General features: G+C 67.0%; 24 protein-coding genes. 6 read left to right on the top strand and 18 right to left on the bottom strand.

The window, feature by feature from the left end:
* Nucleotides 1–20 precede the first annotated feature (20 nt).
* The 3 genes from rox to AB0M14_RS13655 all read left to right on the top strand — a co-directional run bounded on the left by rox (nt 21) and on the right by AB0M14_RS13655 (nt 3738).
* Nucleotides 21–1451, top strand: coding sequence for a rifampin monooxygenase (gene rox, locus AB0M14_RS13665; protein ID WP_364993580.1), 1431 nt, complete (start codon nt 21–23; stop codon nt 1449–1451).
* A gap of 29 nt (nt 1452–1480) precedes the next feature.
* Nucleotides 1481–2491 carry an AraC family transcriptional regulator gene (locus AB0M14_RS13660; protein ID WP_364993577.1) on the top strand — a complete coding sequence of 337 codons (1011 nt, stop codon included), beginning with the start codon at nt 1481–1483 and terminating at the stop codon, nt 2489–2491.
* A gap of 104 nt (nt 2492–2595) precedes the next feature.
* Nucleotides 2596–3738: an acyl-CoA dehydrogenase family protein gene (locus AB0M14_RS13655; protein WP_364993574.1), complete on the top strand. Its 1143-nt coding sequence runs from the start codon at nt 2596–2598 to the stop codon at nt 3736–3738.
* On the opposite strand, the gene AB0M14_RS13650 is transcribed toward AB0M14_RS13655, so the two are convergent.
* Both AB0M14_RS13650 and AB0M14_RS13645 read right to left on the bottom strand, forming a co-directional pair.
* A complete protein-coding gene (locus AB0M14_RS13650; RefSeq protein ID WP_364993571.1) occupies nt 3719–4336 on the bottom strand; it encodes a TetR/AcrR family transcriptional regulator in 618 nt (205 codons plus the stop codon). The genes AB0M14_RS13655 and AB0M14_RS13650 overlap by 20 nt on opposite strands.
* A complete protein-coding gene (locus tag AB0M14_RS13645; RefSeq protein ID WP_364993568.1) occupies nt 4337–6079 on the bottom strand; it encodes an amidohydrolase family protein in 1743 nt (580 codons plus the stop codon).
* A 185-nt stretch (nt 6080–6264) separates the two neighbouring features.
* Between AB0M14_RS13645 and AB0M14_RS13640 the strand changes: the two genes are divergently transcribed.
* On the top strand, nt 6265–6765 hold the full coding sequence (locus AB0M14_RS13640) for a hypothetical protein (protein WP_364993566.1): 501 nt from the start codon (nt 6265–6267) through the stop codon (nt 6763–6765).
* Between the two features lie 19 nt (nt 6766–6784).
* Here AB0M14_RS13640 and AB0M14_RS13635 read toward each other — a convergent pair whose 3' ends face one another.
* Complete coding sequence (locus AB0M14_RS13635) at nt 6785–7399, bottom strand: cutinase family protein (RefSeq protein ID WP_364993563.1); 615 nt, start codon at nt 7397–7399, stop codon at nt 6785–6787.
* Between the two features lie 307 nt (nt 7400–7706).
* Between AB0M14_RS13635 and AB0M14_RS13630 the strand changes: the two genes are divergently transcribed.
* Entirely contained in the window at nt 7707–8516 is an 810-nt protein-coding gene (locus AB0M14_RS13630; RefSeq protein WP_364993561.1) for a methyltransferase domain-containing protein, read from the top strand.
* A 52-nt stretch (nt 8517–8568) separates the two neighbouring features.
* Here the strand turns inward: AB0M14_RS13630 and AB0M14_RS13625 are convergent, their stop codons facing one another.
* The 15 genes from AB0M14_RS13625 to AB0M14_RS13555 form a co-directional block, all read right to left on the bottom strand.
* Nucleotides 8569–10044, bottom strand: coding sequence for a glyceraldehyde-3-phosphate dehydrogenase (locus tag AB0M14_RS13625; RefSeq protein ID WP_364993558.1), 1476 nt, complete (start codon nt 10042–10044; stop codon nt 8569–8571).
* A 114-nt stretch (nt 10045–10158) separates the two neighbouring features.
* Entirely contained in the window at nt 10159–10767 is a 609-nt protein-coding gene (locus AB0M14_RS13620; protein ID WP_364993555.1) for a hypothetical protein, read from the bottom strand.
* Between the two features lie 147 nt (nt 10768–10914).
* Nucleotides 10915–11313, bottom strand: coding sequence for a hypothetical protein (locus tag AB0M14_RS13615; protein ID WP_364993552.1), 399 nt, complete (start codon nt 11311–11313; stop codon nt 10915–10917).
* Nucleotides 11314–11391: 78 nt separating this feature from the next.
* Nucleotides 11392–12360, bottom strand: a complete 969-nt coding sequence (locus AB0M14_RS13610; RefSeq protein ID WP_364993547.1) for a DMT family transporter — start codon at nt 12358–12360, stop codon at nt 11392–11394.
* A 97-nt stretch (nt 12361–12457) separates the two neighbouring features.
* Entirely contained in the window at nt 12458–14113 is a 1656-nt protein-coding gene (locus AB0M14_RS13605) for a bifunctional 3'-5' exonuclease/DNA polymerase (RefSeq protein WP_364993544.1), read from the bottom strand.
* Between the two features lie 58 nt (nt 14114–14171).
* Complete coding sequence (locus AB0M14_RS13600) at nt 14172–15266, bottom strand: serine hydrolase domain-containing protein (protein WP_364993542.1); 1095 nt, start codon at nt 15264–15266, stop codon at nt 14172–14174.
* Between the two features lie 97 nt (nt 15267–15363).
* Nucleotides 15364–16053: a class I SAM-dependent methyltransferase gene (locus tag AB0M14_RS13595; protein WP_364993540.1), complete on the bottom strand. Its 690-nt coding sequence runs from the start codon at nt 16051–16053 to the stop codon at nt 15364–15366.
* Nucleotides 16054–16232: 179 nt separating this feature from the next.
* On the bottom strand, nt 16233–17609 hold the full coding sequence (locus tag AB0M14_RS13590; RefSeq protein WP_364993538.1) for a hypothetical protein: 1377 nt from the start codon (nt 17607–17609) through the stop codon (nt 16233–16235).
* A 70-nt stretch (nt 17610–17679) separates the two neighbouring features.
* The gene (locus AB0M14_RS13585; RefSeq protein WP_364993536.1) at nt 17680–19008 is read right to left on the bottom strand and encodes a hypothetical protein; all 1329 of its coding nucleotides are present in this window, start codon (nt 19006–19008) and stop codon (nt 17680–17682) included.
* A 36-nt stretch (nt 19009–19044) separates the two neighbouring features.
* Nucleotides 19045–19572 (bottom strand): hypothetical protein, encoded by a 528-nt coding sequence (locus AB0M14_RS13580; RefSeq protein WP_364993533.1) that lies wholly within the window; start codon nt 19570–19572, stop codon nt 19045–19047.
* A gap of 78 nt (nt 19573–19650) precedes the next feature.
* Complete coding sequence (locus AB0M14_RS13575; protein WP_364993530.1) at nt 19651–20142, bottom strand: nuclear transport factor 2 family protein; 492 nt, start codon at nt 20140–20142, stop codon at nt 19651–19653.
* A gap of 9 nt (nt 20143–20151) precedes the next feature.
* The gene (locus AB0M14_RS13570; protein ID WP_364993525.1) at nt 20152–21270 is read right to left on the bottom strand and encodes a Rieske 2Fe-2S domain-containing protein; all 1119 of its coding nucleotides are present in this window, start codon (nt 21268–21270) and stop codon (nt 20152–20154) included.
* Nucleotides 21267–22661, bottom strand: a complete 1395-nt coding sequence (locus tag AB0M14_RS13565) for an FAD-binding protein (protein WP_364993522.1) — start codon at nt 22659–22661, stop codon at nt 21267–21269. Before AB0M14_RS13565 ends, AB0M14_RS13570 begins: the two co-directional genes overlap by 4 nt.
* A complete protein-coding gene (locus tag AB0M14_RS13560) occupies nt 22652–23143 on the bottom strand; it encodes a VOC family protein (RefSeq protein WP_364993520.1) in 492 nt (163 codons plus the stop codon). The genes AB0M14_RS13565 and AB0M14_RS13560 overlap by 10 nt, the downstream gene beginning before the upstream one ends.
* A gap of 12 nt (nt 23144–23155) precedes the next feature.
* Nucleotides 23156–23905, bottom strand: a complete 750-nt coding sequence (locus tag AB0M14_RS13555; protein ID WP_364995759.1) for an SDR family oxidoreductase — start codon at nt 23903–23905, stop codon at nt 23156–23158.
* Between the two features lie 112 nt (nt 23906–24017).
* Between AB0M14_RS13555 and AB0M14_RS13550 the strand changes: the two genes are divergently transcribed.
* Nucleotides 24018–24626, top strand: a complete 609-nt coding sequence (locus AB0M14_RS13550) for a TetR family transcriptional regulator (RefSeq protein WP_364993517.1) — start codon at nt 24018–24020, stop codon at nt 24624–24626.
* Nucleotides 24627–24661: the final 35 nt, after the last annotated feature.

Here is a 24661-nt window from a genome sequence, read left to right as displayed (position 1 = left end):
GGTTCCTGAATGGGGTTTTCATGATCGACGTAATCATTGCCGGCGGCGGACCGACCGGGTGCATGCTGGCCGCCGAGTTACGGCTGCACGGCGTGCGAGCGGTCGTGCTGGAGCAGGAGACGGAGCCGACCAAGATCGTGCGGTCGCTCGGCCTGCACGTGCGCAGCCTCGAGGTACTGGACCAGCGCGGCCTGCTGGAGCGGTTCCTGGCGCTGGGACAGCAGTATCCGGTGGGCGGATTCTTCGCCGGCATCCCCAAGCCGCAGCCGGCGGGCCTGGACACCGCGCACGGGTACACCCTGGGCATCCCGCAGAACATCACCGATCGACTGCTCTACGAGCACGCGCTGGCGGCCGGTGCGGAGATCCGGCGCGGCTGCGAACTCGTCGGACTGCGCCAGGACGAGGACGGCGTCACCGCCGAACTGGCCGACGGCACTCAGCTGCGCGCCCGCTATCTCGTCGGGTGCGACGGCGGCCGCAGCACGGTCCGCAAGCTGCTCGGCATCGAGTTCCCCGGCGAACCCAGCCGCGTCGACACGCTGCTCGGCGAACTGGAACTGACGGCGGACCCGGCGACCATCACCGCGCTGAACACCGAAATCCGCAAGACCCAATTGCGGTTCGGCGCGGGACCGCTGGCGGAAGGCGGCTATCGCGTGGTCGTGCCCGCGGCCGGCGTCGCCGCGGACCGCTCCGTCCCGCCCACCCTCGACGAGTTCAAGCAGCAGCTGCGCGCGACCGCCGGCACCGACCTCGGCGCGCACTCCCCGCGCTGGCTGTCCCGCTTCGGCGACAGCACCCGGCTGGCTGAGCGCTACCGGGACGGCCGGGTGCTGCTGGCCGGCGACGCGGCGCACGTGCATCCGCCGATGGGCGGTCAGGGCCTCAATCTCGGCATCCAGGACGCGTTCAACCTCGGCTGGAAGCTGGCCGCCGCGCTGGCGGGCTGGGCGCCGGCGGATCTGCTGGACAGCTACCAGACCGAGCGCCGCCCGGTGGCCGCCGACGTCTTGGACAACACCCGCGCGCAGATGCAGCTGCTGGCCACCGACCCGAATGCGCAGGCGCTGCGCCGGCTGGTGGCGGAGCTGATGGACTTCGACGGCGTGAGCAAGTTCCTGACCGAGAAGATCACCGCGATCGGCATCCGCTACGACTTCGGCGCAGGGCACGAACTGCTCGGCCGCCGGCTGAAGGACATCCCGCTGAAGGAGGGCCGCCTCTACGAACGGATGCACGCCGGCCGGGGCCTGCTCCTCGACCAGACCGGGCAGCTGTCGGTGGCGGGCTGGGCCGACCGGGTCGACCACGTCGTGGACAGCAGCCCCGACCTGGATGTGCCCGCCGTGCTGCTGCGCCCGGACGGCCACATCGCGTGGGCCGGCGCCGATCAGCCGGACCTGCTCGAGCACCTGCCGCGGTGGTTCGGCCCGGCGGCCGGCCGCTAGGCGACCGGGCGCTGTGTACGGTCAGGCGTGTGCCACCCGCTCCCGCCGACGTCGAGTACACGCTGCCGATCCAGCGCGTACAGGGCCTGATCGAGGTCGCCACCAGTAAGGGCTGGGATATCACCGCCGCTCTCGCCGCGGCCGGCGTCGCGCCGGAGTTGCTGGCGCAGGGCGGTTCCCGGGTCACCCTCGATCAGGCCGTGCGGATCGTGCAGTGGCTGTGGCGCGAGACCGGGGACGAATTACTCGGACTGGGATTGCAACCGGTCCCGCTCGGCACGTTCCGCCTGGTGTGCTTCGGACTGCTCGGCGCGCCGACAGCCCGGGCGGCGGCGGTGCGGTACAGCAACTTTCAGCGTTCGCTGCCAGGTGTGCCGCCGGTGTCGGTGCGCGAGGACGGCGCGGAGGTCTGGCTGTCGTTCGACATCAGCGAGGTCGTCGCACCGGTCGCGCTGCCCATCGACACCATGCTGGCCGCCTGCCATCGCTTCGCCTGCTGGGCGGCCGCGAAATGGCTGCCGCTGCGCCGCGTCGAGGTGCCGTACTCGCCGATCCCCGGCCTCGACGATTACGGCCACATGTTCGGCGCGCCAGTAGTTTTCGACGCGCCCGCACCCGCGCTGGTGTTCGCCGCCGAGGTGTTCGACGCCCCGCTCGTGCGCGACGAGCAGGACCTGATGCGCTTCCTGACCAACGCCCCGGCCGGCGTGATGGGCCGGCGCGACTTCGGGCTGTCGATGGCGACGCGGGTCCGCCGCATTCTCGAACGCGGCCTCACCGGCGCCTGGCCCGGCGTCGAGGACATCGCCGCGGAGCTGGCCATGAGCCCGCAGACCCTGCGCCGCAAACTCGGCGAGGAAGGCGCTTCGCTGCGCCAGATCCGCGAGCAGATGCTGCGCGACGCCGCCATCGCCAGTCTGGTGCGCGGCGAGGAAACCGTGGCCGCGCTGTCCCGGCGGCTCGGTTTCTCCGAACCCAGCGCCTTCTCCCGGGCCTTCCGGCGCTGGACCGGCAGCCCGCCCGGTTCCTACCAGCCCTGAACTCGAGCGGTCCGGTCAACGATCTGATCGGCACGGTCATCGGCGGCGCCGATTCCACGCCCTACCGTCGAAACGCCAGCCGTTTTTCGAACGAAGGAGTTCCCGTGGCCCACCGCTCGTCCTGGATGAATGACGACCTGGACGCTCTGGCCGATCTCGCGCGCCGGTTCTTCGACAAGGAGTGCGCGCCCCACGAAGAACGCTGGGGCCGGCAGCAGCACGTGGATCGCGAGATCTGGAACCGGGCCGGTGAACTCGGCCTGCTCTGCCTGAGCATCCCCGAGGAGTACGGCGGCGGTGGCGGTGACTTCCGGCACGAGGCCGTGGTGGCCATCGAGCAGGTCCGCGCCCTGGCCCCGAGCCTGGGCAACCCCGTGCACAGCACGATCATCGCGCACTACATCAACGGTTACGGCACCGAAGAGCAGAAGCGCGCCTGGCTGCCGAAGATGGCCTCGGGTGAGATCGTCGGCGCGATCGGCATGACCGAGCCCGGCACCGGTTCGGACCTGCAGAACATCAAGACCAAAGCGGTCGCCGACGGCGACGAGTACGTGATCAGCGGCGCCAAGACCTTCATCTCCAACGGCCTGCTCGCCGACCTGGTGATCGTGGCCGCCAAGACCGGCGAAGGCAAAGGCGCGGACACGGTTTCGCTGATCGTGGTGGAGACCGACCGGGCGGGCTTCCGCCGCGGGCGCAACCTCCGCAAGATCGGTCAGCACGGCCAGGACACCTGCGAGCTGTTCTTCGACGAGGTGCGGGTGCCGAAGTCGAACCTGCTCGGCACCGCCGAGGGCCTGGGTTTCATCCAGCTCATGCAGCAGCTGCCGCAGGAACGGCTGATCCTGGCCGTCGCGGCGGCCGCCACCATCGAAACCGCCGTCGAGATGACCCTGGCCTACACCAAGGAGCGCGAGGCGTTCGGCAAGCCGATCCTCAACTTCCAGAACACCCAGTTCACCCTCGCCGAAGCGGACACCATCAAGTCCGTCGGGTGGGCCTTCCTGGACGACTGCGTCGCCAAACACCAACGCGGCGAACTGGATATCCCCACCGCCGCCAAGGCCAAGTGGTGGCTGACCGAGCAGCAGTGCAAGGTCGTCGACGAATGCCTGCAACTCTTCGGCGGCTACGGCTACATGGAGGAATATCCGATCTCGCGGATGTACACCGACTCCCGGATCCAGAAGATCTACGGCGGCACCAACGAGATCATGAAGCTGATCATCGGCCGGGGTCTGTAGTCCCGGTCAGCGTCCGGTACGCCGCGGCCACGGACTCGATCCGCGCTTCCTCGAGTTCGGGCCGCGGATAGGTGGTGCGCAGGATCGCCTCGCCGTCGAACATGTGGATCAGCGAGGTGACCAGCAGCCGTGCGGTCGCCGGCGGCAGTTCCGGGGCCAGCGTGCTGACCGCCAGTTCCTCCACCTCGTCGTACAGTTCCCGCAGCACCGGCTCGATCCGGGTCCGGAGCTCGGGTTCGGTGCGCGCGGCCACCAGCAGCTCCAGCCAGACCGTGTTGATGTCACTGCGGATCTGCGTCCGGGCCATCCGCATCAGCGCCGCCAAATCGACCGGATGCGTGGCGTTCTCGGGCAACCGCAACGCCGCCACCGCGGCCATATGGCGGCGGCGCACCTCATCCGCCGCCGCCACCACCAAATCCATCCGCGAATCGAAGTGCCGGAAGATCGCCGCCTTGGAAACCCCCGCCCGACTACTGATCTCCCCGAGCGAGGTGCTGTGATACCCCACCTGCTCGATCGCCTCGATGGTCGCGTCGACCAGTTTGGCGATAGTGGCGGCACTGCGCTCGGCTTGCGTTCGTCGCGCGGTTGTCAATTACCCTCCGGCTCGCAGGAAGCGGCCGGTGCGCCTGGTGCCCAGGACCGCGGCGGGCTTCCCGTCGCCGAATACGTACTGGCCACCGACGAACACGGCCGAGACGGCTTTGTCGTTCCGGTTGACCATACGAGGGAGGTTGCCGTACATGGCGACCGGGGATTCGGCGTAGGCGTCGAGCGAGTCGTCCAGGCCGGCCGGATCGACGACGACCAGGTCGGCGCGGTCGCCGGGACGCAGGTGGCCGGCGTCGACGCCGTACCAGTCGGCGAGCTCGCCGGTCACCCGGTGCACCGCGTGCTCCAGGGTCATGAACGGGGTCCCGGATTGTTCGGCGCGGTGCACCCGGCGCAGGAAGCGCAGTCCGAAGTTGTAGAAGGCCATGTTGCGCAGGTGCGCCCCGGCGTCCGAGAAACCCAGTTGCACACCGGGATTCACGCTCAGCTTGTTCAGGATATCGGGGCGGTGGTTGGAAATCGTGGTGCGCCAGCGCATCTTGGTGCCGTGCTCGACGACCAGATCGAGAAACACGTCGACCGGATGCACGCCGCCGCGGTCCAACCCGACCTGACCGAAGGTCTTGCCGAGGACGCCGCTGTCCGGGCAGGCCACGATCTCGGCGTCGAAGAAGTCCCGGTGCCAGACCCGGATCCCGAACCGGGAGTCGTAGTCCTTGCGGAAGCGCCGGCGGTAGGCCTCGTCCTGCATGAGCGCGTTGCGTTCCACCTGATCGGCCAGGTGCAAAGCGGCTGCGCCGGAACCGAATTCCTCGAAGATGACCAGATCGATCCCGTCGGCGTAGACCTCGAACGGCACCGGCAGGTGCTGCCAGCGGAAGTCGCCGTTGAGCGCGTTGGCAGCGCGCGCGAGACCGCTCATGAGGTACACGATCAGCGGGCTGGCCTTGAGGTCGGCGGCCGAGATCAGGGTGGTCTTGAGCCGCTTGCGGAACAGGCCCGCGCTGGCGAAGATCATCGCGGCCAGCCGGGGCGGGTTCTTGATATCGGGTCCGCCCTGTAGCAGCCGGCCGCGGCGGCGCAGAATCGCGTTGAGCCGCCGCCGTTCCCGCCAGCCGGCGTAGGTGGAGGGCAGCGTCCGGGAGCGCGCCACTTCGCCGTCGAGCTTGTCGAACAGCAGCTGCTGGGCCGACATGCCGACGAACCCGGCGTCGAGGGCCTCGGTGAGCGCGTCCTCCATCCGCGCCTGCTCGGCCGCGGTGGGCCGGACCCCGGTGCGGGTCGCGCGGTCCAGGCCCATGACGGCGGTCCGGATGTCCGAATGCCCGATCATGGCAGCGAGATTCGGGCCCAGCGGCAGTCGCTCCAGCGCCTCGATGTACTCGGCCGCCGAGTTCCAGGTCTTCGTCTCCTCGACCGTCCCGATGACATACGGGCGCGGGATCGCCTCGACCCGGCCGAACAGGTCACCGGCGTCGGTCGGCCCGACGTGCACGGTGGACAACGAGCACGACCCCAGCACGATGGTGGTCATGCCGTGCCGCACCGACTCGGCGAGTTCGGGCTCCTGCAGCACCTCGACGTCGTAGTGGGTGTGAATGTCGAGCATGCCCGGCAGCACCCATTTGCCTTCGGCGTCAATAACATTCGGGCAGCCGTCCTCGGCCAGCGGCGTAGCCGAGACCGTGGCGACACGATCTCCCCGCAGGCCCAGGTGGCGGATGGCGGATGGGGAACCGGCGCCGTCGAACCAGCGGCCGCCTTTGATGATCGTGTCGTAGCCCACAGTCAAACATCGTGACCGATCGGTCACTAAGTGTCAAGAGGCGTCCGAATATCGATTTCGGGCGCAGACCGCACGCAATTTATTGGAAAGGACCCTGGACAGCTCTATTACTTTTGCGCCGTAAAGTGATAATTTCTCCTGTAGCCGACAAGGCCGAATACTCGTTTTGCCAGAGGGAGATTCCGGTGTCCAGGGCCGCCCACGATGCCGCCGCACGAGTTTGCGGAGTAATTTTCGGAGTCGTCGCGCTCCTCTGCGGAGCGGGCGCCGCCCACGCCCAGGACGCACCCGGCCCGGCAACGGTCGGCGACCGGGTGTATTTCGCGCTCGGCGGCTGGAACTGCTCGATCGCCGGAAACGGCACGGTAGGCTGCGATCTGGCCGTCCCGGCCGCGACTATGAATGTGCTCTACGCCGGAATGCAGGTGCCGGTGCCGAACGTGCCGGCCATCATTATCGATTCCGCGGCGCTGCCGGCCCGCCCGCAGTGGAACTCCAACGGCAGCCATACGCTACCGGGCGGAAATCCCCCCTTGCCGCCCGTCGTCGCCGCCGGCGTCCACGATCCGCGGTATTCGGTGACCCACGCCGGGGCGACCTGCCAAATCACCTTCAAAGAGGTGGCCGTGTGCACCTCGATGGGGCACGGATTCAGCCAATGGGGACCAGTGCCGCACGGCTACTGATCCCCATCGATTTCAGTGATTACCGGTACCAGACCCCGGAATCCCAAGAGCCGTAATTCCATACGTTGAAATCGTAGCGGCTGTGCGCGCCTCCGAACAGGTACCCCCACCAGCCTGCGGAGGTGTCGCAGATCTGGTCGTCACGGTTGCACACGGTCAACGTCGGGAACGGCCCGAACCAATCGTCCACGCCCGCAAGCGGATACCCGACCAGCCCGCTGCCGGGAGTCGAGGACAATCCACCCCAGCCGGGCCCGGGGGCGCGCTTGGGATCGGACAGGAGAATGGCGTTCGCGTTGTCGACGTACTGGTTCGCGGTCACCCAGGCGTGCACGATGGCCGCGCCCTGGCTGTGCCCGATCAACCGGATGTGATCACCGGGGCACTGGTTTCGGTGCCACCAGAACAGCCGGTTGAGTTCGTTCAACCCCGACATCGCATCGGCGGAGTTGTAGCCGACAGGTTGATTCACGAAGGGGACGAACACCGACGATGTGTTGTCGCCCAGACCGCCGATGCCGATCGCCCACTCCCCCAGACAGGGGTCGGCGTTCGCCTTCGGCATTGTCGCTTGCGAGATGGAAAAGAGGATGGCCAACAGTAATGCGGCGAAGAGCGCCGTTGCTCTACGCATAATAGAACTTCTTAATTTTCGAGCCTCCGGGGCATGCCCGGCTTGAACTAGGTGTTCCCGGAAATTGCTGGCGTTCTTGTTTCCTGATGAAACGGTTACATCGACCAGAGTTGTGCGGCCATAACGAGAGATTCGCCGTGTGGCCGGGGCCACATACCGGGAACGGCGCGCGCGCAACGACAGTGGCCGGGCGGAGCAGGCGCGCGGCGGCGGCCGGGGACGCGGAACTTCGACCGGAATGTTAGGTGTTGCTGAAATCCGCACCGCATCAATACTGTTCGACGGCGCGGGGCGCTAAGTTGTCTGCATGCAGTCCGCGTGCCCAGCCTCCGCCGGCCTCCACACCAACCCGCTGCCCGACGGTCGCGCCAGCTATCACCTACTGGCCGAGCGCGTGGCCGGTGCGCAGCGCTACCTCGACCTGGGCTGCGGCGATGGTTCCCTGCTCGCGGTGCTCGCCGGTCAGGGCGCGAAACAGCTTGCCGGCGTGAACGTCTCGGAGGGCGAATTGTCCTCGGCGCACGCCCGGCCCGAACTGGCCGACGCCGCACTGTATCTGGGCAGCGCCGAGGAACTCCCCTTCGCCGACAACACCTTCGACGCGGTCGTCTCGCACCTGGCCCTGTTGCAGATGCCCGACGTCGAGCAGGTCATCGCGGAGGCGGCCCGGGTGCTGATCCCGAACGGCCGATTCGTGGCCTCGCTGGCCGCGCGCCCCGAACCGGCCAGCGGGTACGACCTGTTCCTCGCCCTGATGCGACCGCATTTCGCCGCCACCCGGCCCGAACAGCCGCTCCCCCGGTTCGGGGAGGCCTGCACCCAGGACGGCCTGAGCGAGCTGCTGACGCCGGCCGGTCTGGAAGTGGTGCATTGGGAGCAGGTCACCCTGGGCACCCCCGGTCCGGCCGAGGAGGTCTGGCAGACCGCGGTCGAGAAGTACTGCGACACAGCGCTGCTCGCCGACGGAGAGCTCGAGGACCTGCGCGCGGAGTTCATCGCGCGGGCGCCCCGGATTTCCCAGGACGGCCGGATCGCGCCCGGCGAACGCCTGTCCATCGCGACCACCGAGCTCACCAACGCCGAGCTGAACAAGGCCGAGGAGTACATCTGGCTCTGACGCCACGACCAAGGCCCCCCGCCGGATCGGCAGGGGGCCTTGGCGTTTCGTGCTACGCGTCGACCGTGGCCAGCAGGCGCGGGTCGGCGACGCGATCCAGCTGCGGGTAGGTCGGGTACTCGATGCCCGAGATGAACTGCACGGTGCGAACCACCTGGCAGGAGTAGCCGAACTCGTTGTCGTACCAGCAGTACAGAATCGCGGTGTCGCCCTCGACGATGGTGGCGTTGCCGTCGATGATCGATGCGGCGCGGTGGCCGATGAAATCGCTGGAGACGGCGTCGGTGGCGGTGGTGTAGTCGAGGTTGCGGCTCAGCGGGCCCGACAGCGAGACCTGACGCAGGTAGGCGATCACCTCTTCCTTGGTGGTCTCGCGCTCCAGCTGCAGGTTCAGGATGGCGATCGAAACGTCCTGGGTGGGAACGCGAATCGAATTGCCGGTGATCTTCGCCTTGAAGTCCGGCATGGCCTTCGCGACGGCGGAGGCGGCGCCGGTCTCGGTGAGCACCAGGTTGAACGGCGCGGAACGGCCGCGGCGGTCGGCCTTGTGGTAGTTGTCCAGCAGGTTCTGGTCGTTGGTGAAGGAGTGCACCGTTTCGACGTGGCCGCGCAGGATGCCGAACTCGTCGTCCATCGCCTTCAGCGGCGGCACGATCGCGTTGGTGGTGCAGGAGGCGCAGGAGAAGATCCGCTGCGAGACGTCCTGCTCGCGGTGGTTGACGCCGTGCACGATATTCGGGACGTCGCCCTTGCCGGGCGCGGTCAGCACGACCTTCGCGATGCCGGGGCGCAGATGCTGTTCCAGTCCGGCCCGGTCGCGCCACTTGCCGGTGTTGTCGATCAGGATCGCGTCGTTGATGCCGTACACGGTGTAGTCGATCGCGGTCGGGTCGTTGCTGTAGATGAACTTGATCACGTTGCCGTTGGCGGTGATCGTCTCGTTCTCGACGTCGACCTTGATGGTGCCGTTGAACTTGCCGTGCACCGAGTCGCGGCGCAGCAGCGACGCACGCTTGATCAGGTCGTCCTCGCCGCCCCGGCGCACCACCACGGCCCGCAGCTTCAGCCCGTTGCCCGATCCGGCCTTCTCGATGAGCAGGCGGGTGACCAGGCGACCGATCCGGCCGAAACCGTAGAGCACGACGTCGCGGGGGCCCGCCGACTGCGCCTTGTTGCCGTTGGTCACCTCCGACAGCACGGTCTCCGCGTACTCCCGGACCGACAGTCCGCGATCGTCGGCGCGGTAGCCCATGGCCAGCAGCCCGAGGTCGATCTTGCAGGGTCCCAGGTCCAGCTCACCGAGCACCTGCAGGAAGGGCAGGGTCTCGTCCACCGACAGCTCTTCGCCCTCGATCTGACGCGCGAAGCGGTGCGTGCGCAGGATGCTGATCACCGACTTGTTCACCAGCGGGCGGCTGTGCAGCAGGGTCGTCACGCCCTTCCCCCGATACAACGTGCCGATGAGGGGAATCATCGCCTCTGCGGCGGCTTCCTGAGCGTTCCAACGGTCAAGTTGTTCGGTTGTCAACACAGATCCTCGGGTTTCGTAGATTTGTTCGCCGCTTCGATGCTAATGAGCGCCGCGAATTCACTGACGGCGGATCCCCACCGGTGAGATCTACGCAACCCTGAGACCCCGGCGCTACCGCCGGTCCTCGCCGCCGATCCGGTGGTCGATCTCGCGCCATTCCCGCTCCCAGGTGGCGGCGCGGCGGGTGCTGAGCAGCCAGGCGATACCGCAGACGAAGGCCAGCGCGCAGGCCCAGATCGCGGCGAGCACCGTCAGGCCCGCGCCGATCCCCGAGGTGGCGGCGGCGCTGGACGGCGTGGGCCCGGGGGCGGGGTTCCCGTCCGGGCCGAGCCACAGGCGGACTTCGTGGCCGGGGATCGCGTCGCCGGGCACCGTGACCGTCGCCTCGCCCGACCGGTCCTGCCAGGTCCAGCGCACCGGCGCGGTGTGGACGTCCAGGGTCGCGGTGTTGCGGTTCAGCGGCGCCGGCACCTGCTGTGGATACTGGGTGATCGTGGCGACGACCGAGACCTTCGTGGCGTTCTCGGCGCTGATCCGGGCCGCAGCGGCGGAATAATGCGCGGTGCCCGCGGCCCCGGCCAGCGGGACGGCGACCAGGACCGCGATGGTCGCGAGCACCCAGGTGAGCGCTTCCCAGCGATCCGAGGCCCGCATCAGCGGATTGGTATTCCACGGTCGTAACTGCCAGACACGCGCCGCCGATCGAGCCTGCTCAGGCATCACGATCACCTCACTTCATCACCGGGCACCCGCATCGCCCGGTACTACTGTGATCGTTATTCCCCCTCGTGTCGTTCCGTATCGCGAGATTGCCGGATTTCCGTGCCGAATCCTGGTGCGCGAGAGCCGTTCCTCGGCAGCGGCGGGCTACCGGCCCGGGTCGTACTCGTAGGCGTTCGACGGCAAGCCGGGCCGGGTCGGCAGCTGGGTGATGCGCGCACCGGTCGCTATCCCGATCTGCCCCAGCGTCAGTGGCATCACGCAGTCCCGGGCGGGATGGGTGTAGAGCTCGCGCCCGGGCGTCGGGTCCGCGAATCCGGTCACCGACTTGTTGTAGGGCCCGAACACCGGCCCACCGGACAGGTTCAGGCCGAAGCAATCGACTTCCAGGATGTAGCGGCCGTCACCGCCGCAGTGTGCCGCCGCGCCGCTCGCCCAGCGGTTCAGCGCGCAGTCCCGCGGGTCCGCCGCGGCCGGACCGGCGGCGACCGTTGCGGCACTCGCGATCAGGAATGTCGCTCCGGCGAGGCATCGCATCATCCCCATCATTCGGCTCCTACTCTGCTCGGGCACCCGTGACCGCTGACGGTAGCCGGTGCCACGCCGCCGCGGGGGCATCTTCGCTCAGGTGCGCGGTTGGCCCGGCAGCGGAGGACTGACCGCGGCGGGGTTCGTGGTGGACTCGATTTCGCTTGCGTCGCTGGGCGTTTGCGAATCCTTGGGTCCGGAGCGCGTGATGGCGACCCCGGCGAGGCAGAGCAGGCCGCCGAGCACGGCCAGCAGCGTCGGCACCTCGCCCAGGGCGATCCAGGCCATCAGGATCACCAGGGTCGGCACCACATAGGTGGTGACACCGGCTTTTCCGGCGGTGGTGCGGGCCAGCGCGTACGCCCAGGTGGTGAATGCCAGCGCGGTCGGGAAGACGCCGAGGTAGATCAGGCTGAGCGTGGCGGACAGCGGCGCGGCGGCGGCCTCGGTGACCAGTTGCCCGGCGAACGGCAGGCAGGTGAGCGTGCCGATCAGACAGCCGAAGGTGGTGACCTGTAGCGCCGAGGCGTGCTCGAGGGCCGGTTTCTGCGCGATCGTCGAGATCGCCCAGGTGACCGCGGCGAGCAGGCACAGCAGGACGCCGAGCGCGCCGGAGCTGCCGCCGCCGGTGTTCGACAGGCCGATCACGATCGCGCCGGTGAAGGAGACCGCGATCCCGGCCATCAAGCGCCCGGGGAAGCCTTCCCGCAACAGGTACCCGGCGAGCAGCGCCATCAGCACCGGGCCGACGTTGATCACCATCGCGGCGGTGCCGGCGTCGACATGCTGTTCACCCCAGTTCAGGGCGACCATATAGACGCCGAACCAGAGCACGCCCGAGATCAGGATGCCGCGCCAAGCCGCGCGCGGCGGCAAACCGTCGCCCTGGATAGCCAGAATCACCACCAGCACAATGGATCCGCTCAGCAGTCGGCCTAAAGCCAGTGCGCCCGGTGAGAATTCGGCGCCCGCCGATCTAATGAACACGAAGGCCGAAGCCCACAGCACCACTGTGACCGCGGCGGCGACCACGGCCCACCGGCTCGATCGAACGCTCTGCACCATTGGTCGAACATAGGACGAATAACCATGGACGGCAAGAGATTTCTGGCCATCAATATTCTGCCAACCTATCGGCGTGTCACGGTTCGGCGTGTCGCATTCATTTGGCGTCGCCGTAGCATTCCACCACCGCCGTCGCGAACGGGAAGCGGACCGGGTTCGGACCGAAGGCGATCCGGCCCGCGTTCTCCCCCGCCGCCGTGATGGCCGCGGCGACCGTGTCGGCCTCCTCCGCCGGACAGTGCACGATCACCTCGTCATGCTGGAAGAAGACCAGCTCGCCGCGAAGTCCGGCGTGGGACATCGTGCGGCGCAGGCCCGCCAAGACCAGCAGCGCCCAGTCGGCGGCGCTGCCCTGGACGACGAAATTCCGGGTGAAACGGCCCCGGGCCCGCGCCTTCGGGGTGCTGCCGTACCCGTTGGCGGAGTCCTCCGCACGTTCCGGCTCGTCGGCCGAGAGCGGCGGACAGGTGCGCCCCAACCAGGTTCGCACCAACCGCCCCTCCTCGCCGGCCCGGGCCGCGTCGTCGACATAGGCCATCGCCGCCGGGTAACGGCGGCGCAGCTCGGCCATGTGCGTGAGCGCGTCACCGGAGGTCTGACCGTAGATCGCACCGAGCATCGCGATCTTGGCCTGGGCGCGATCACCGCCGAATGCCCGCGCCGCCAGGTCCGCGTACAAATCCTCGCCGCGCCCGGCGACCTCCATCAACCCGGGATCACGCGAAATGGCCGCGAGCACCCGCGGTTCCATCTGAGCGGCGTCGGCGACCACCAGCCGCCACCCCGGGTCGGCCCGGATCGCCTGCCGCACCACCTTCGGAATCTGTAGCGCCCCACCGCCATTGGTGGTCCACCGCCCGGTGACCGTGCCGCCGGGCTGATACTCGGGCCGAAACCGGCCCTCGTGCACCCACTGCTCGAGCCAGGACCAGCCGTTCGCGGTGTAGAGCCGGTACAGCGACTTATAGGCCAGCAGCGGCGCGACCGCCGGATGATCGATCTCCTGAAGTTCCCACTTCCGCGTGGAGGACAGCAGAATCCCCACGCGCGCGAACGCTTTCACGATCTCATTGGGCAGATCCGGGCGCACCCGCACACCGAATGCCCGCGAAACCTCGTCGGCCAGCTCCACCATCCGCCGCGGCTCCCCACCCGCGATCCGTTCCCCCAATAGCCTTTCCAGCAACTCCCGATGCACGTCCGCACGCCAGGGAATCCCCGCGCGCGACATCTCCATCGCTACCAGCATCCCCGCCGACTCGGCGGCGATCAGCAACCGCATCCGCTCCGGATACTCGGCCTTCGCTGTCCGCCCCACCTGGTCCGCATAAACCTCCAGCAACGCGGTGAACTCATCCGTACCACTCGGCAACGGCGCGGGCGCCGATTCGAACAGCGACGGCTGCGTCTCCGCCGCGCGCATCGGCGCGTCCGCGGGCACCGGCAAATCGCGCAGCCGAGCCCACGCCGCCGGCAGCGACCGAGCCTGCCCCGCCTGCCCCTCCGCATGCCCGATCAGCAGCCCTTCGGCCACCTCCACGTCATAGCACCGCTCAACCCACACCCCCGCCGCCAGCAACCGCCGATAGATCTCCCCGCTCGATCGCCACACCCACCGCTCCACCTCCGGCCGGGACCGCACCGCCTCGGCCAGCGAAGGTTCACGCAGCACCGGCCCCGCGGGCCGTCCGTCCTGGTCGAGCGGACACAACAACGCACCTCCCGCACCCGTCTCCGCGACCGCCCACCTCATGGCCGGAAGTCTCGCACCGGGCACCGACAGGTTCCTCGGGCACGCGCGGCGGAGCGGGTCAGGGCGTGCACATGGCGGTCTCGACGAACCGGTCCAAGGCCGCGCTGAAGTTGTTGCTCGCGGCGTCGGTGACCGAGAGCGAGAGGCTGTGGCGACCGTCCGGGCTGCGCAGGGCGAGGGAGCTGTAACCGTTGACGTAGCCGTTGTGGCCGTAGGCGACGCAGCCGTGGTCGTTCATCCGGAATTCGTAGAGGCCGAGACCGTAACCGTAGGAATCGTTCACGTGGCGGAACGCGCGCATCTCGTTGAGCAGGTGGGGTGGCAGCAGGCGGCCGTCGAGCAGGCCGGTGAGGAAGGTGTGCAGGTCGCCGGTGGAGGAGACGATGCCGCCCGCCGCCCAGACATAGGACGGGTTTTGATCGGTGACGTCGATCAGGCCGCCGCCGTAGTCGTAGTAGCCGTGCGCGTGCGGGCCGAGAATGTGGTCGAAGGTCTGCGGGATGCCGGTGCGGAACATGAGCAGCGGCACCGTGATTCGGGCGTAGACATTGATGTGGTAAGGGAGCCCGGAGACCCGCTCGATCAACATTCCGGCGACGATGTAATTGGTGTTGGAGTAACCCCAACCGGTTCCGGGCGCGAACTTCAGCGGTTTCCCAGTCGCCCAGCGCACGAAGTCCGGCGGCTGCCAGGTCCGGCGAATATCGGCGTAGGTATCCCCCACCATCGGCGCGAATCCGGCCCCGCCATTGAGGTAGTCGAGCAGGCCGCTGGTCTGGCCGAGAATCATCCGGACGGTGATCCGCGGGTCGATGCCGTACTCGGGCAGCCACCCGGCCACCGAATCGTCCAACCCGATCCGGCCGTCACCGACCAGCTGGAGCAGCGAGGTCGCGGTGATCGTCTTGGTGATGCTGCCGATCCGGAAGCGGCTTCCGGCCGGTATCGGTTCCGGCCGCCCCAGCTGGACAACCCCGGCCGACCCATCCCACACACCGGCGGGCGTCCGCACATGGGCCTGCACACCCGCCGCCCCGAGCGCGACGATCTCATCCAGCGCCCGCTGCCAAGCACCCGCCTCGGCGGCGGCAGGGGATTGCGCGGAACCGGCCAGCAACACGGTGGCGGAAAGGACGAGCAGCACTCGACGCATTGCGCGGACAGTACTGGCCAAGGCGCACCCGATACCTACGACACGCTGGCCTTATACCGAAATGCCGCGGTCTCGGATGTCATGTACCCGCCGGCCTTCAGCGGATGGCGACCACCACCGCATCGGTGATCGAACGCCACGCGACACCGCTTTCGGGGAACCCGGCTTCGGTCAGCTTCGCCGTATGCCAGCCGACCGGATGCGTCACGCCTTGGATGTGCTCGGCCAAGATCGCACGGCTGGCGGCATATTCGTCGGCGAGTTTCGGGTCGGCGGCGACCAGCGCCCACCATTCCTCCCAGTCGACCGCGCCTGCCGCCCGAGCCTTGGCCTCATAACCGCGCTGTATGGTCTCTTCGATCGCATTGAGCATCGGTGTGCCGGGATCGGGCATGTGATCGGCGTTGACGAATACGCCGTCGGGCCGCACCAGTTTCGCGAGATCCGCGTACAGCCGCGCCAGCGGGTCGGGCTGCATCCAGTGCAGAGCCGTCGCGGTGAGCACGGCGTCGAACGGCTCGGCCGACAGTTCGTCCAGCCATCCCGGCTCCGAAAGATCCGCCGTCACGAAGGTGATCCGCCGATCACCGTCGAACGAGCCCTTCGCGATCGCCATCAGTGTCGGATCCATGTCCACCGCAACCGAACTCGCCTGCGGCAGCCGGGCGAACAATCGCCGGCTGATACTCCCGGTCCCGCACGCCAGATCCAGCACCCGCGGGCTCGGCCCCACCGCCGCCTCGACCACATCGAGCATCACCCGAAACCGCTCCTCGCGATCGGGCATATAAAACTCCTGCTGCCGATCCCAACTCGCCTGCCACGACTCCCAGTCCACGTATCCCTCCATCGGTCGCGCGCCGCACCGGCCGCAGACCCTCGCACACGGCACTACCAGGGCAAGCGACCCTATCCCGGACCGGACCGCGAAGACGGGAGCGCACCAGAACCCCGGCGAGCCTCCGGTCAGCGGGCTATCGGCCCCCCGCGAACATCGGGATGGCCGCCCACCACGCCGGACAGATCGCCGGACGCCCCGCCGAGCGGGCCCTGCAGGAACGCCATCAGGATGTCGTTGGTCGCCCGCTGCGTCTCGCGCGGCCCACGCCCACCACCGGCGAACTGTGCGAGCAGGAATCGCCCTGGGGCCGAAAGGAACTCGTGCGCATCGGTGAAACTGAAGTGGTTGGCCCGCAGAATCTCGTACCGGAAGCTCTCGGCGCGCGACCGCGCCAGCAGACCGGCGGCGCGGTCAGCGTAGATCTTCGAATGCCGCGTCTCCGAGTGATCGCTCTCCAACAGCAGAAACGGCTTGTTCAACGACTGCCCCAGCACTTCGCCATACAGCGTTCCATCGATATCGGCGCCCGCCCGCAACCGCGAATCCGTGGCAAGCGCACTCGTCGCAGCCGCCCCACCGAACGAATGCCCAATGGCGGCAACATGTTCGACATCGATCCGACCCGCCAGCCGCCCCAGACTGCCCGGACGCCCCAGCTGGTCGACGACGAACCGCAGATCCGCCACCCGAGTCCCGAGCCTGCCCGCCATATACCGATCCCCATCGGGATCATCGTCGAGAAACCGCTCGATCGGCGTCGCGAGACTGCCATCGGCAAGCTCGGTAACCGCAACCTCATACGGATGATCGATGGCCAGCACAACAACACCCCGACTGGCGAGATCAGCGACCAGCCCCGTGTAGAACGCCCGCGGCGCACCATATCCCGGCGAGAACAACACCACCGGCCACCACGCCCGATCGGAGGCCACCGGCACGTCACGCAGCGCATGCGTCTCGACATCACCGTAAGCCCGCATCATGAACCCCGGCAACATACTGATTCGATCAGGCAACCGCCCGAGCCCATCGATATAGACGGACCCTTCGCCCCCAACCCCCGACTCCGCCGGATACCAAGCCTGAACAACCACATTGCGCCGATCCCCCTCGAAATCGGTTGCCGCCTCTACCCTTTCCTCATCCACCCACCGAAACGTCTGAGTGCCCACCACATACGGTCCACTCGGCTCCGCCAGCTCAGGAACCGGGACAACAAGCCAGGCACCCGCGGCCACCACCGCCAGCAACCCGACCCCATTCCGCGCGACAACCCCGGCAAACCGCCGCCGCCCCCGCCCGAACAGAAATCCCCCAACCGCACCGATCAACAAATACGTCGGCACAAACTGCCAGTAAAAGCCCTCCACCACCACCTGCACCAAACACCCCGCGACAACCCCAACCAACCCCCACAGCGCAACCCCACCCCGTCGGAATCCGACCGCGACCACAGCGAATACCACACAACCGGCCACAACCAGCACATCGATAATCGACATCCGCGACTCCTCCTCTGCCGAATCCAGCCTCCTGGAGGACAGAGCCCCGCGCGTCAGCAGCAGGTCGCGATCAAATCATCCGCGGGGATGACTTGGTGGAACCACGGGCTGCCTGTGTGTTCTGCAGCTTCCAGAGGAAGTACATATCCGAGAGCTCGATCTCGCCCTTCTGGTCCAGATACCTGGCCATGTGGACGCCCGGTACACCCGTGCCCAACGCGATTCCCGCAGGCAGTAGCAACGGAATACCAGAGATCAGTCCGACGATGGCCAGGGCGACGCCAACCGTCACATTGGCGCCCGACTTTTTCACCATCGCCTTCCCAGCAACGCTCAGTCTTTGATCGATATCGTGCAATGCGGGAACGATCGTCTCGTCGACTATTACCGCGGCGGCGGCACTCGAACCGACGAAGCGATCGGGATCATCGATCGCCTCGTTGATCGCGGTTCTCAGGGCTTTCCGGAAGCGCTCGAAGGAGTCTGCTTCGTCTTGCCTGATCTTCAGCAGGTCCGCTGCGGATACCCCGTACAAGACCGGCAGCCCGATCTCGATCGCCACACTGCCCGCGACACCTGTGGACTGCACGCCTCGGCTCGAACTTCCCGAAGACAGAATGGATTCCAAGATCGGAGAGGCTACCGCGAGCGGTGCCGAAAGCTCAGCGGCAGACGCGGCATCCGCCGACGCATAGGTGGCGAAGAGACCGAAGATGCTCTCGGCTATCGACACTTTCAACTGCGTCTCGGTCGCTCCCGCCCGCGGTTTTTCGACCACACCGGTGCGGATGCCGACCAGCGGATGTTCGTACCGATAGAGCAGGTGAAACGCACATTCCTCGCGGACTTGGTGCAGTTTCCCGTCGGCAAGCACCTGCACGATGCTCTCTCGATCATCCATGATCCGATTGAGCCCTGCGCCCTCGAGAACACTCCCATCCGATCCGTGCGTAATGCAAGGATCCGGCTTCTGTCTGAAGACGACGCTATCCAACGCACCGATACGCCTGAGGTGCATGAGCAGGCGTCCATGCGAAATCACTCGACGGCGCGCCAGCCGGTAGTCCGCGTTGTCGATCATTCTCGTGAATCGTCTGGCGGCAAGGCCTTCGACAATGATCTCGTCGAAATAGTGCCAGGTCATCCCGAATACGGTGTCGACCTCGGTGATCAGGTCCGTGCCGCTGGCACCGATCAGCTCGCCGGACAGATCGACGCCACGACCCGCGACCACCGGATTGTTCGTCCGTGGATCTTCCCCGCGATTGTCGCAGTCCGACTCCGCCTTTTCGCACAGCTCTCGGAACCGCGCACGATCCCCGACGGCTTTGGCGAGATCCAGCGGCCTCTCGATCCCACACGAGTCCATCCAGTCCAAGAGCCAGAATTGGTTGCTCATATGGGCCTCCTGAGAATCTCGCCCGCCGGTGTCGGCTCAGCGGTGATCATCCACCCGAACGTGCGGAGCCAGCACCTGCACCGCCGCCGCCATCCCGGCGACGTCCAGTTTCCAGCCGTTGATCGCCCTGGCACACTGCATGAGCCGTTCGTCCGGCGCACCACCCAGCGCCGCTGCCGCAGTGGTCATGACTCGGCGACCGCCGGCCAGCGGCGGCGCATCGGCACGGCGCAGCACTCCGATCCAGGGCAGGTTGGAAGCGCTGCGCTGACGCCACAGAACCACCGCTTCGACGTCCGCCCAAGGAATGTGCTGGGTCATCGACCGGTGGCGCGGCGGCGCGCCACCCAGCGTTATCCCGGCCTGGTCCACACGCAACGCAACCTTGCGCGACAGCGACGTCACCAGCAGCAACAGACCACCCCCGCCGAACAACGCCAGCGTCAGGATCCGCAACACCGGGGACATGTCGGGCAGCAGAATCGCACCCGCCACAAAAGCGACGGAAATCAGCAGCACCAGCGCTGTTTTCGAGTCGAAGCCGAAACGCTCTTCGTAAACCATAATTTCCCCCGAATTGGATTGTTCCTCCCCGAAACAGATTACCTCCTGGTTGGAAATCCGCAGGCCAGGTCGCTGCAGTCAGGCCCCGCCGAGCACGATGTGCTTCATCGTGACCTTGGGCGCGCACAGCATGGTGCCGCCTGCTCGGATCCAGGCGCCGATGACGCGGGCCGCGTCGCGGGCGGGGTTGTAGGTGTCTTCCTCCGAGGAGAACAGTCCGTTGCCCGCGTAGACGATTCGGGTGACGTTGGGGAAGCCGAACTTCACGCCGGGTTCGGTGGGGTGGTCCAGGACGTTGTTGATGCCGATCACGACGGCGTCGTTGTCGTCGTCGAAGGCGATCCAGTCGTGTTCGAAGCGCATCTGGGGGAAGGGGGCCATGACGTCGATGATCCACCGGCGCACGGCTTCTCGGCCTTCGAGAATTCCGTATGCGTGTTCTACGTAGTGCACGTCCTCGGTGAACAGGTCGGCGAAGGGGCTCCAGTCGCCTGTCTCGGAGCAGGTGTCGACCACTTTGTTGTAGTTCTCCAGTGCGCGTTGCACTTCCGCCCGGCTGAATTGACCCATCGCTGTCTCCTATTCACTTGCTGTCTTACGACTTTCGAGATTCGCCGCGACCTCGGCCCGCCAGGCCTCGTTAGCGTGGGTGGTGTCGACCTCGAATTCGAAGCGAGCGGTCATGTCGGTCGTGACCTCGGCCGCGTCCACATAGAACTGCTCGTACCAGCGGCGCTGCTGGTAGACCGGGCCGTCCTCCTGGCACAGCAGTGGGTTCTCGATCGCGGTCTTGTTCCGCCAGATCTCCACGTCTTGCAGGAATCCGACACCGAAGCTCTCGGCGAAGGACGCGGCCAGTTTCGCCGACTTCGCCGCCGGCAGCCCTTCGATGCGTTCGACGCTCACCCCCCATTGCAGGACGAAGGAATCCTGAGTGACCGGATAGTGGCAGTTGATGAGAACGACCTCGGCGGTGTACGGCCCGAAATCGTTGTGCAGGTAGTTGATCATGTAGGACGGCCCGTAATAGTGCGCCTCCGACCGCAGCATGGCGTCTTCGATCGAATAGTTCGACGCCCCAGCCATATCCGGCCGCCCCTTGGAATGCAGATACTGCGAGGCGACGTGCCCCTCGAAGACGTTCTTGAAGTACACCGGATACGCGTAGTGGATGTAGAAGAAGTGCGCCATATCGACGTTGTTGTCGATGATCTCGCGACAGTGCGAACCCTCGATCAGCACCGAGTTCCAGGTCCAGTCGCTCCACCGCCCGGTCTCGATGCCGTCGATCTCGGGAATGTCCACATCCGGCGGATTGCCCTCGGCGTCATGCCAGATGAACAGCTGCTTGTTGCGTTCGAGGGTGGTCCAGGCGCGGGTGCGGGCGAGCGGCGGAACCCGTCTGGCGTAGGGGATTTTCGCGCATTTCCCGGTGCCGGACCACCGCCAGTCGTGGAACGGGCAGGCGATCTCATCGCCTTTGATCGTCCCCCGGGACAGATCAGCACCCATATGCCGGCAGTACCCGTCGAGCACCTGTAAAGCGCCTGCGCTGTCGGCGAATACGACCAGCTTGCTGCCGAAGATGCTGACCGAGTGCGGATTTCCATCGCGGAAGGTCTCCGCGAGCCCCAGGCAGTGCCAACCGCGCGCATAACGCGTAGCCGCTGTCCCGGTATCGATTTCACGAATGGTCATACCGCTCCTCCCGCCGCGTGCACTCCGGCCCGTCGGCCGAAGTATGAGCTCTCGCCCAGACATGTTCCGCTGGAATAGCCGGATCCGTCCTGCACGATCGTGGACGCGCACGCCCCGGCCGCGTACAGCCCGCCGATGACGCCGCCGTCCGCGCGGCACACCTGCCCGTCGACCGTGGTCCGCAGCCCGCCGAGGGTGAATCCCACGTAGGTCGCCTCGGGCGGGGAGAGATGGAATGCCGCCCACGGTCCGGTCTCCAGGGGCACGAGCCAGTCCGGATGCTTGCGCAGCGCCGGATCCTCGCCGCGCGCCGCTGCCGCGTTGTAGTCCCGCAGCGTCGCGGCCAGCTCGCCGTCCGGAATCCCCAGGGCCGCTTCCATTTCCGCGATCGTCTCCCAGCCGTCGATGAACTTGATCATGGGCAGTTCCGGCCACGCCATGATGGCGGCGTCCACGATCAGGTACGCCCTGGACTCGCCGAGCACCGCGGCGGCCATCCGCCCGTGATACGAATCCTCGGCCACGAATCGCGCGCCCTCGGCGTTGACGACGATGCCTTTGAGGAGATCGGCGGGCGGATAGAACGACGCGGTCAGGAAAGCGCCGTCCATATGCGCGAGCGCGCCACCGACGGACTGCCCCAACAGGATTCCCGATCCGTCATCGGTCGGCGTGCCCAGCGGCATCGCGTTCGCGGCGAGCACCGGGGTGTAGGTCTTCAGCATTGCGGCGTTCATGACATACCCGCCGGTGGCGAGCACCACGGCGTTCGCGGGCACGATCGACTCGTCCCGGCAGCGCACGCCGACAACGGTTCCGGCGTCATCGGTGCACAGCTCGGTCACCTCGGATTCGCAGCGCACCCGCACCCCCGCCCGCTCCAGCGCGGCGGCCATGACCCGCATGACCTCGTGGCCACCCCGCTCGGCAAGCGCGGCGATCTTGTGGCCGCGCGGCATCGGCTTCGCCTGATCCCGGTAGGGCCAGACCTTTTCGTTCCCGGTCCACATCAGCCCTTCGGTTCCCGGCTGCACCACGGCTTTTCCGGGATAGAAGGTGCGCTCGAACTCGACACCATGCGCCTCCAGCCAGTGGAAGTGGGCCACGCTGTCCGCGCAGTAGGCCCGGACCTTGGCGGCATCGGGCTCGGGCGTGACCGCCATCAGATAGTCGACCATCGCCTCGACGGTGTCGTCGAAGCCGGTCGCGACCTGAACCGGCGTGCCGCCGCCGAGGTAGAAGTGGCCCGCGGCCAGGGCGGAGGTGCCGCCGGTGCCGCCGGATCGCTCCAGCAGCAGGACATCGGCGCCGGCCTCGGCCGCGCCGATCGCCGCGCACGCACCGGCGATTCCGCCGCCGACCACCACCACGCGGGTCTGCTTCACTGCCATGGGTTGCGGTGTCCTTCCGGGATCAGGTAGTCGAACATCGCCCGCATATCCGGCGAGAGGCGCATCGCCTCGACGTAGGAGCCGATCGGCCCGCCTTCCACGTACGCGAATTCCATTCCCACGCCTTCGAATTCACCCTGCTGCACGATGTCCGCGGCGGCGACGAAGGCGTCGTAGTCGCTCGGTATCCAGGCGACGTGGTGCAAGCCCGGTCCCGCGCGATCCAGGAACTCGGTGTAGACGTTCGTTCCGGAAACCGGCGCGATCAGTTCCAATTGCTGTCCGCCCGCGTAGCCGAGTGCGACATCGATGGTGTAATTGGCAGGTTGCCCACGGTAGGTACAGGTTTCGGGCCCGAAGTGCACTCCCGGTATGCGCAGCCACTTCTCGACGCCGAAATCGTCGGTGAATCGCTTCTCGGCCGCATCGATATCGTGTACCACCCACGCCACCTGGAAGATCGGTCCTTCGATAATGCTCACGGGTGAGTGCTCCTAGGTCTGCCGGGCGATCAGCCGGCTGGTGATCCCGGGGAAGAGCCGATACGCGCGGATGATCGCCGCGTTCGACCTCGGAAAGATGATGTGCGACTTGTTTTTTCGAACGCCGTCCAGGATGTGCCGGGCCGCCTGCTCCGGACTCAGGGGCCGCAGCGGCATCCGATCGATACTGGCCTGATAGTCGTATCCGGGCAGATTGGTGGCACTGCCGAAGATGTTGGTGGCGACGATTCCGGGCACCGCGGCACTGACTTTGATGCCGTGCGGCGCCGCCTCCGCGCGCAGGGACGTGCTCAGCCCGATCACCGCGTGTTTGGTGGCCGCGTACGCCGTCGAGCGCGGCACCGGCAGCATGCCCGCGGACGAGGCCGTATTGATGATGTGGCCGAAGCCCTGCTCCAGCATGACCGTGTACGCGTGCCGGGTGCCGTGCACGACACCCCACAGGTTGACGTCGATGATGTGCTGCCACTGCGCGTGGGTCATCGCCTCGGTGTCACCGCCCACCACCATGCCCGCGTTGTTGAAAACCTGGTCTAAGCGACCGAATTCGGCACGGGCACCGAAGATCAACGCCTCGACCTGCTTGTCGTCGGTGACATCGACGACTCGCGGGTGAATCCGCTCCGCGGCCACGGCAGCGAGACCATCGGCATCACGATCCGCAGCGAGTACGTGAAATCCACTGGCCGCCAACTGCATACAGAGTGCCCGCCCGATCCCCGACGCCGCTCCGGTTACCACCGCACTGTGCACCGTGGCCGTTCCCTTCGTCGATCCAAACCCGAGCCGATTCTAAGCACACGCGCTTAATTTCATCAATACATTCGCTTATGTCATGATTTATGCTCATCTCATGACCGGCACCGACCCGCGCAATGCTCTGCTGGACGCCGCGGAACGATTGATCGCCCTGCGCGGCATCGACGTACCGCTGCGCGACATCGCCACCACAGCGGGCCAGCGCAACAACTCCGCGGTGCACTACTACTTCGGCTCCCGCACCGGCCTCATCGACGCCGCCATCGAACGCCGCATGACTGTCCTGGAAACCGTCCGCCTGGACATGCTCGCCCAGCACGAAGCCGACGGCACCGGACACGACCTGCACGAGCTCGTCGACATGCTGGTCCGCCCGATGATCGAGATCGCCCGCACCGGCCACGGCACCCACTACTCCCGCTTCCTCGAAGTCGTCCGCACCCAACCCGCCATCGCCGACTTCGCCCGCCTCGACGCCCCCGGTCACCGCGCCGTCCGCATCATCACCACCCGCTTGGCCGCCACCCTGTCCGGCCACCGCATCGCCGCCATGGCAACCGCCATGTTCGCCCTGCTCGCCGACCAGGAGCGCCGCATCGAAGCGCACACCGACCTCCCCGACGCCACCCCAGACATCGTCGCGATGCTCGTCGGACTCGCCACCGCCCCAATCACTTCCACCAGCGCGGCAACAGTGCAGTAGGGCCAGGAATGCGGATTCGCTGTGTGGCAGGATCG

Source organism: Nocardia sp. NPDC051832 (genome assembly GCF_040681285.1).
In the GTDB taxonomy this organism is placed as follows: domain Bacteria; phylum Actinomycetota; class Actinomycetes; order Mycobacteriales; family Mycobacteriaceae; genus Nocardia.
Note: the sequence above shows the minus strand (reverse complement) of the source record. Positions and strands in the feature narration are given on the sequence as shown.

Excerpts from the sequence above, each read along its gene's own strand:
- AB0M14_RS13565 (WP_364993522.1), bottom strand. The coding sequence starts at position 22,661 with ATGGCAGTGAAGCAGACCCGCGTGGTGGTGGTCGGCGGCGGAATCGCC.
- AB0M14_RS13585 (WP_364993536.1), bottom strand. The coding sequence starts at position 19,008 with ATGAGCAACCAATTCTGGCTCTTGGACTGGATGGACTCGTGTGGGATC.
- AB0M14_RS13635 (WP_364993563.1), bottom strand. The coding sequence starts at position 7,399 with ATGCGTAGAGCAACGGCGCTCTTCGCCGCATTACTGTTGGCCATCCTC.
- AB0M14_RS13580 (WP_364993533.1), bottom strand. The coding sequence starts at position 19,572 with ATGGTTTACGAAGAGCGTTTCGGCTTCGACTCGAAAACAGCGCTGGTG.
- AB0M14_RS13570 (WP_364993525.1), bottom strand. The coding sequence starts at position 21,270 with ATGACCATTCGTGAAATCGATACCGGGACAGCGGCTACGCGTTATGCG.
- AB0M14_RS13590 (WP_364993538.1), bottom strand. The coding sequence starts at position 17,609 with ATGTCGATTATCGATGTGCTGGTTGTGGCCGGTTGTGTGGTATTCGCT.
- AB0M14_RS13605 (WP_364993544.1), bottom strand. The coding sequence starts at position 14,113 with ATGAGGTGGGCGGTCGCGGAGACGGGTGCGGGAGGTGCGTTGTTGTGT.
- AB0M14_RS13620 (WP_364993555.1), bottom strand. The coding sequence starts at position 10,767 with ATGCCTGAGCAGGCTCGATCGGCGGCGCGTGTCTGGCAGTTACGACCG.
- AB0M14_RS13550 (WP_364993517.1), top strand. The coding sequence starts at position 24,018 with ATGACCGGCACCGACCCGCGCAATGCTCTGCTGGACGCCGCGGAACGA.
- AB0M14_RS13630 (WP_364993561.1), top strand. The coding sequence starts at position 7,707 with ATGCAGTCCGCGTGCCCAGCCTCCGCCGGCCTCCACACCAACCCGCTG.
- AB0M14_RS13600 (WP_364993542.1), bottom strand. The coding sequence starts at position 15,266 with ATGCGTCGAGTGCTGCTCGTCCTTTCCGCCACCGTGTTGCTGGCCGGT.
- rox (WP_364993580.1), top strand. The coding sequence starts at position 21 with ATGATCGACGTAATCATTGCCGGCGGCGGACCGACCGGGTGCATGCTG.
- AB0M14_RS13615 (WP_364993552.1), bottom strand. The coding sequence starts at position 11,313 with ATGGGGATGATGCGATGCCTCGCCGGAGCGACATTCCTGATCGCGAGT.
- AB0M14_RS13575 (WP_364993530.1), bottom strand. The coding sequence starts at position 20,142 with ATGGGTCAATTCAGCCGGGCGGAAGTGCAACGCGCACTGGAGAACTAC.
- AB0M14_RS13610 (WP_364993547.1), bottom strand. The coding sequence starts at position 12,360 with ATGGTGCAGAGCGTTCGATCGAGCCGGTGGGCCGTGGTCGCCGCCGCG.
- AB0M14_RS13595 (WP_364993540.1), bottom strand. The coding sequence starts at position 16,053 with ATGCCCGATCGCGAGGAGCGGTTTCGGGTGATGCTCGATGTGGTCGAG.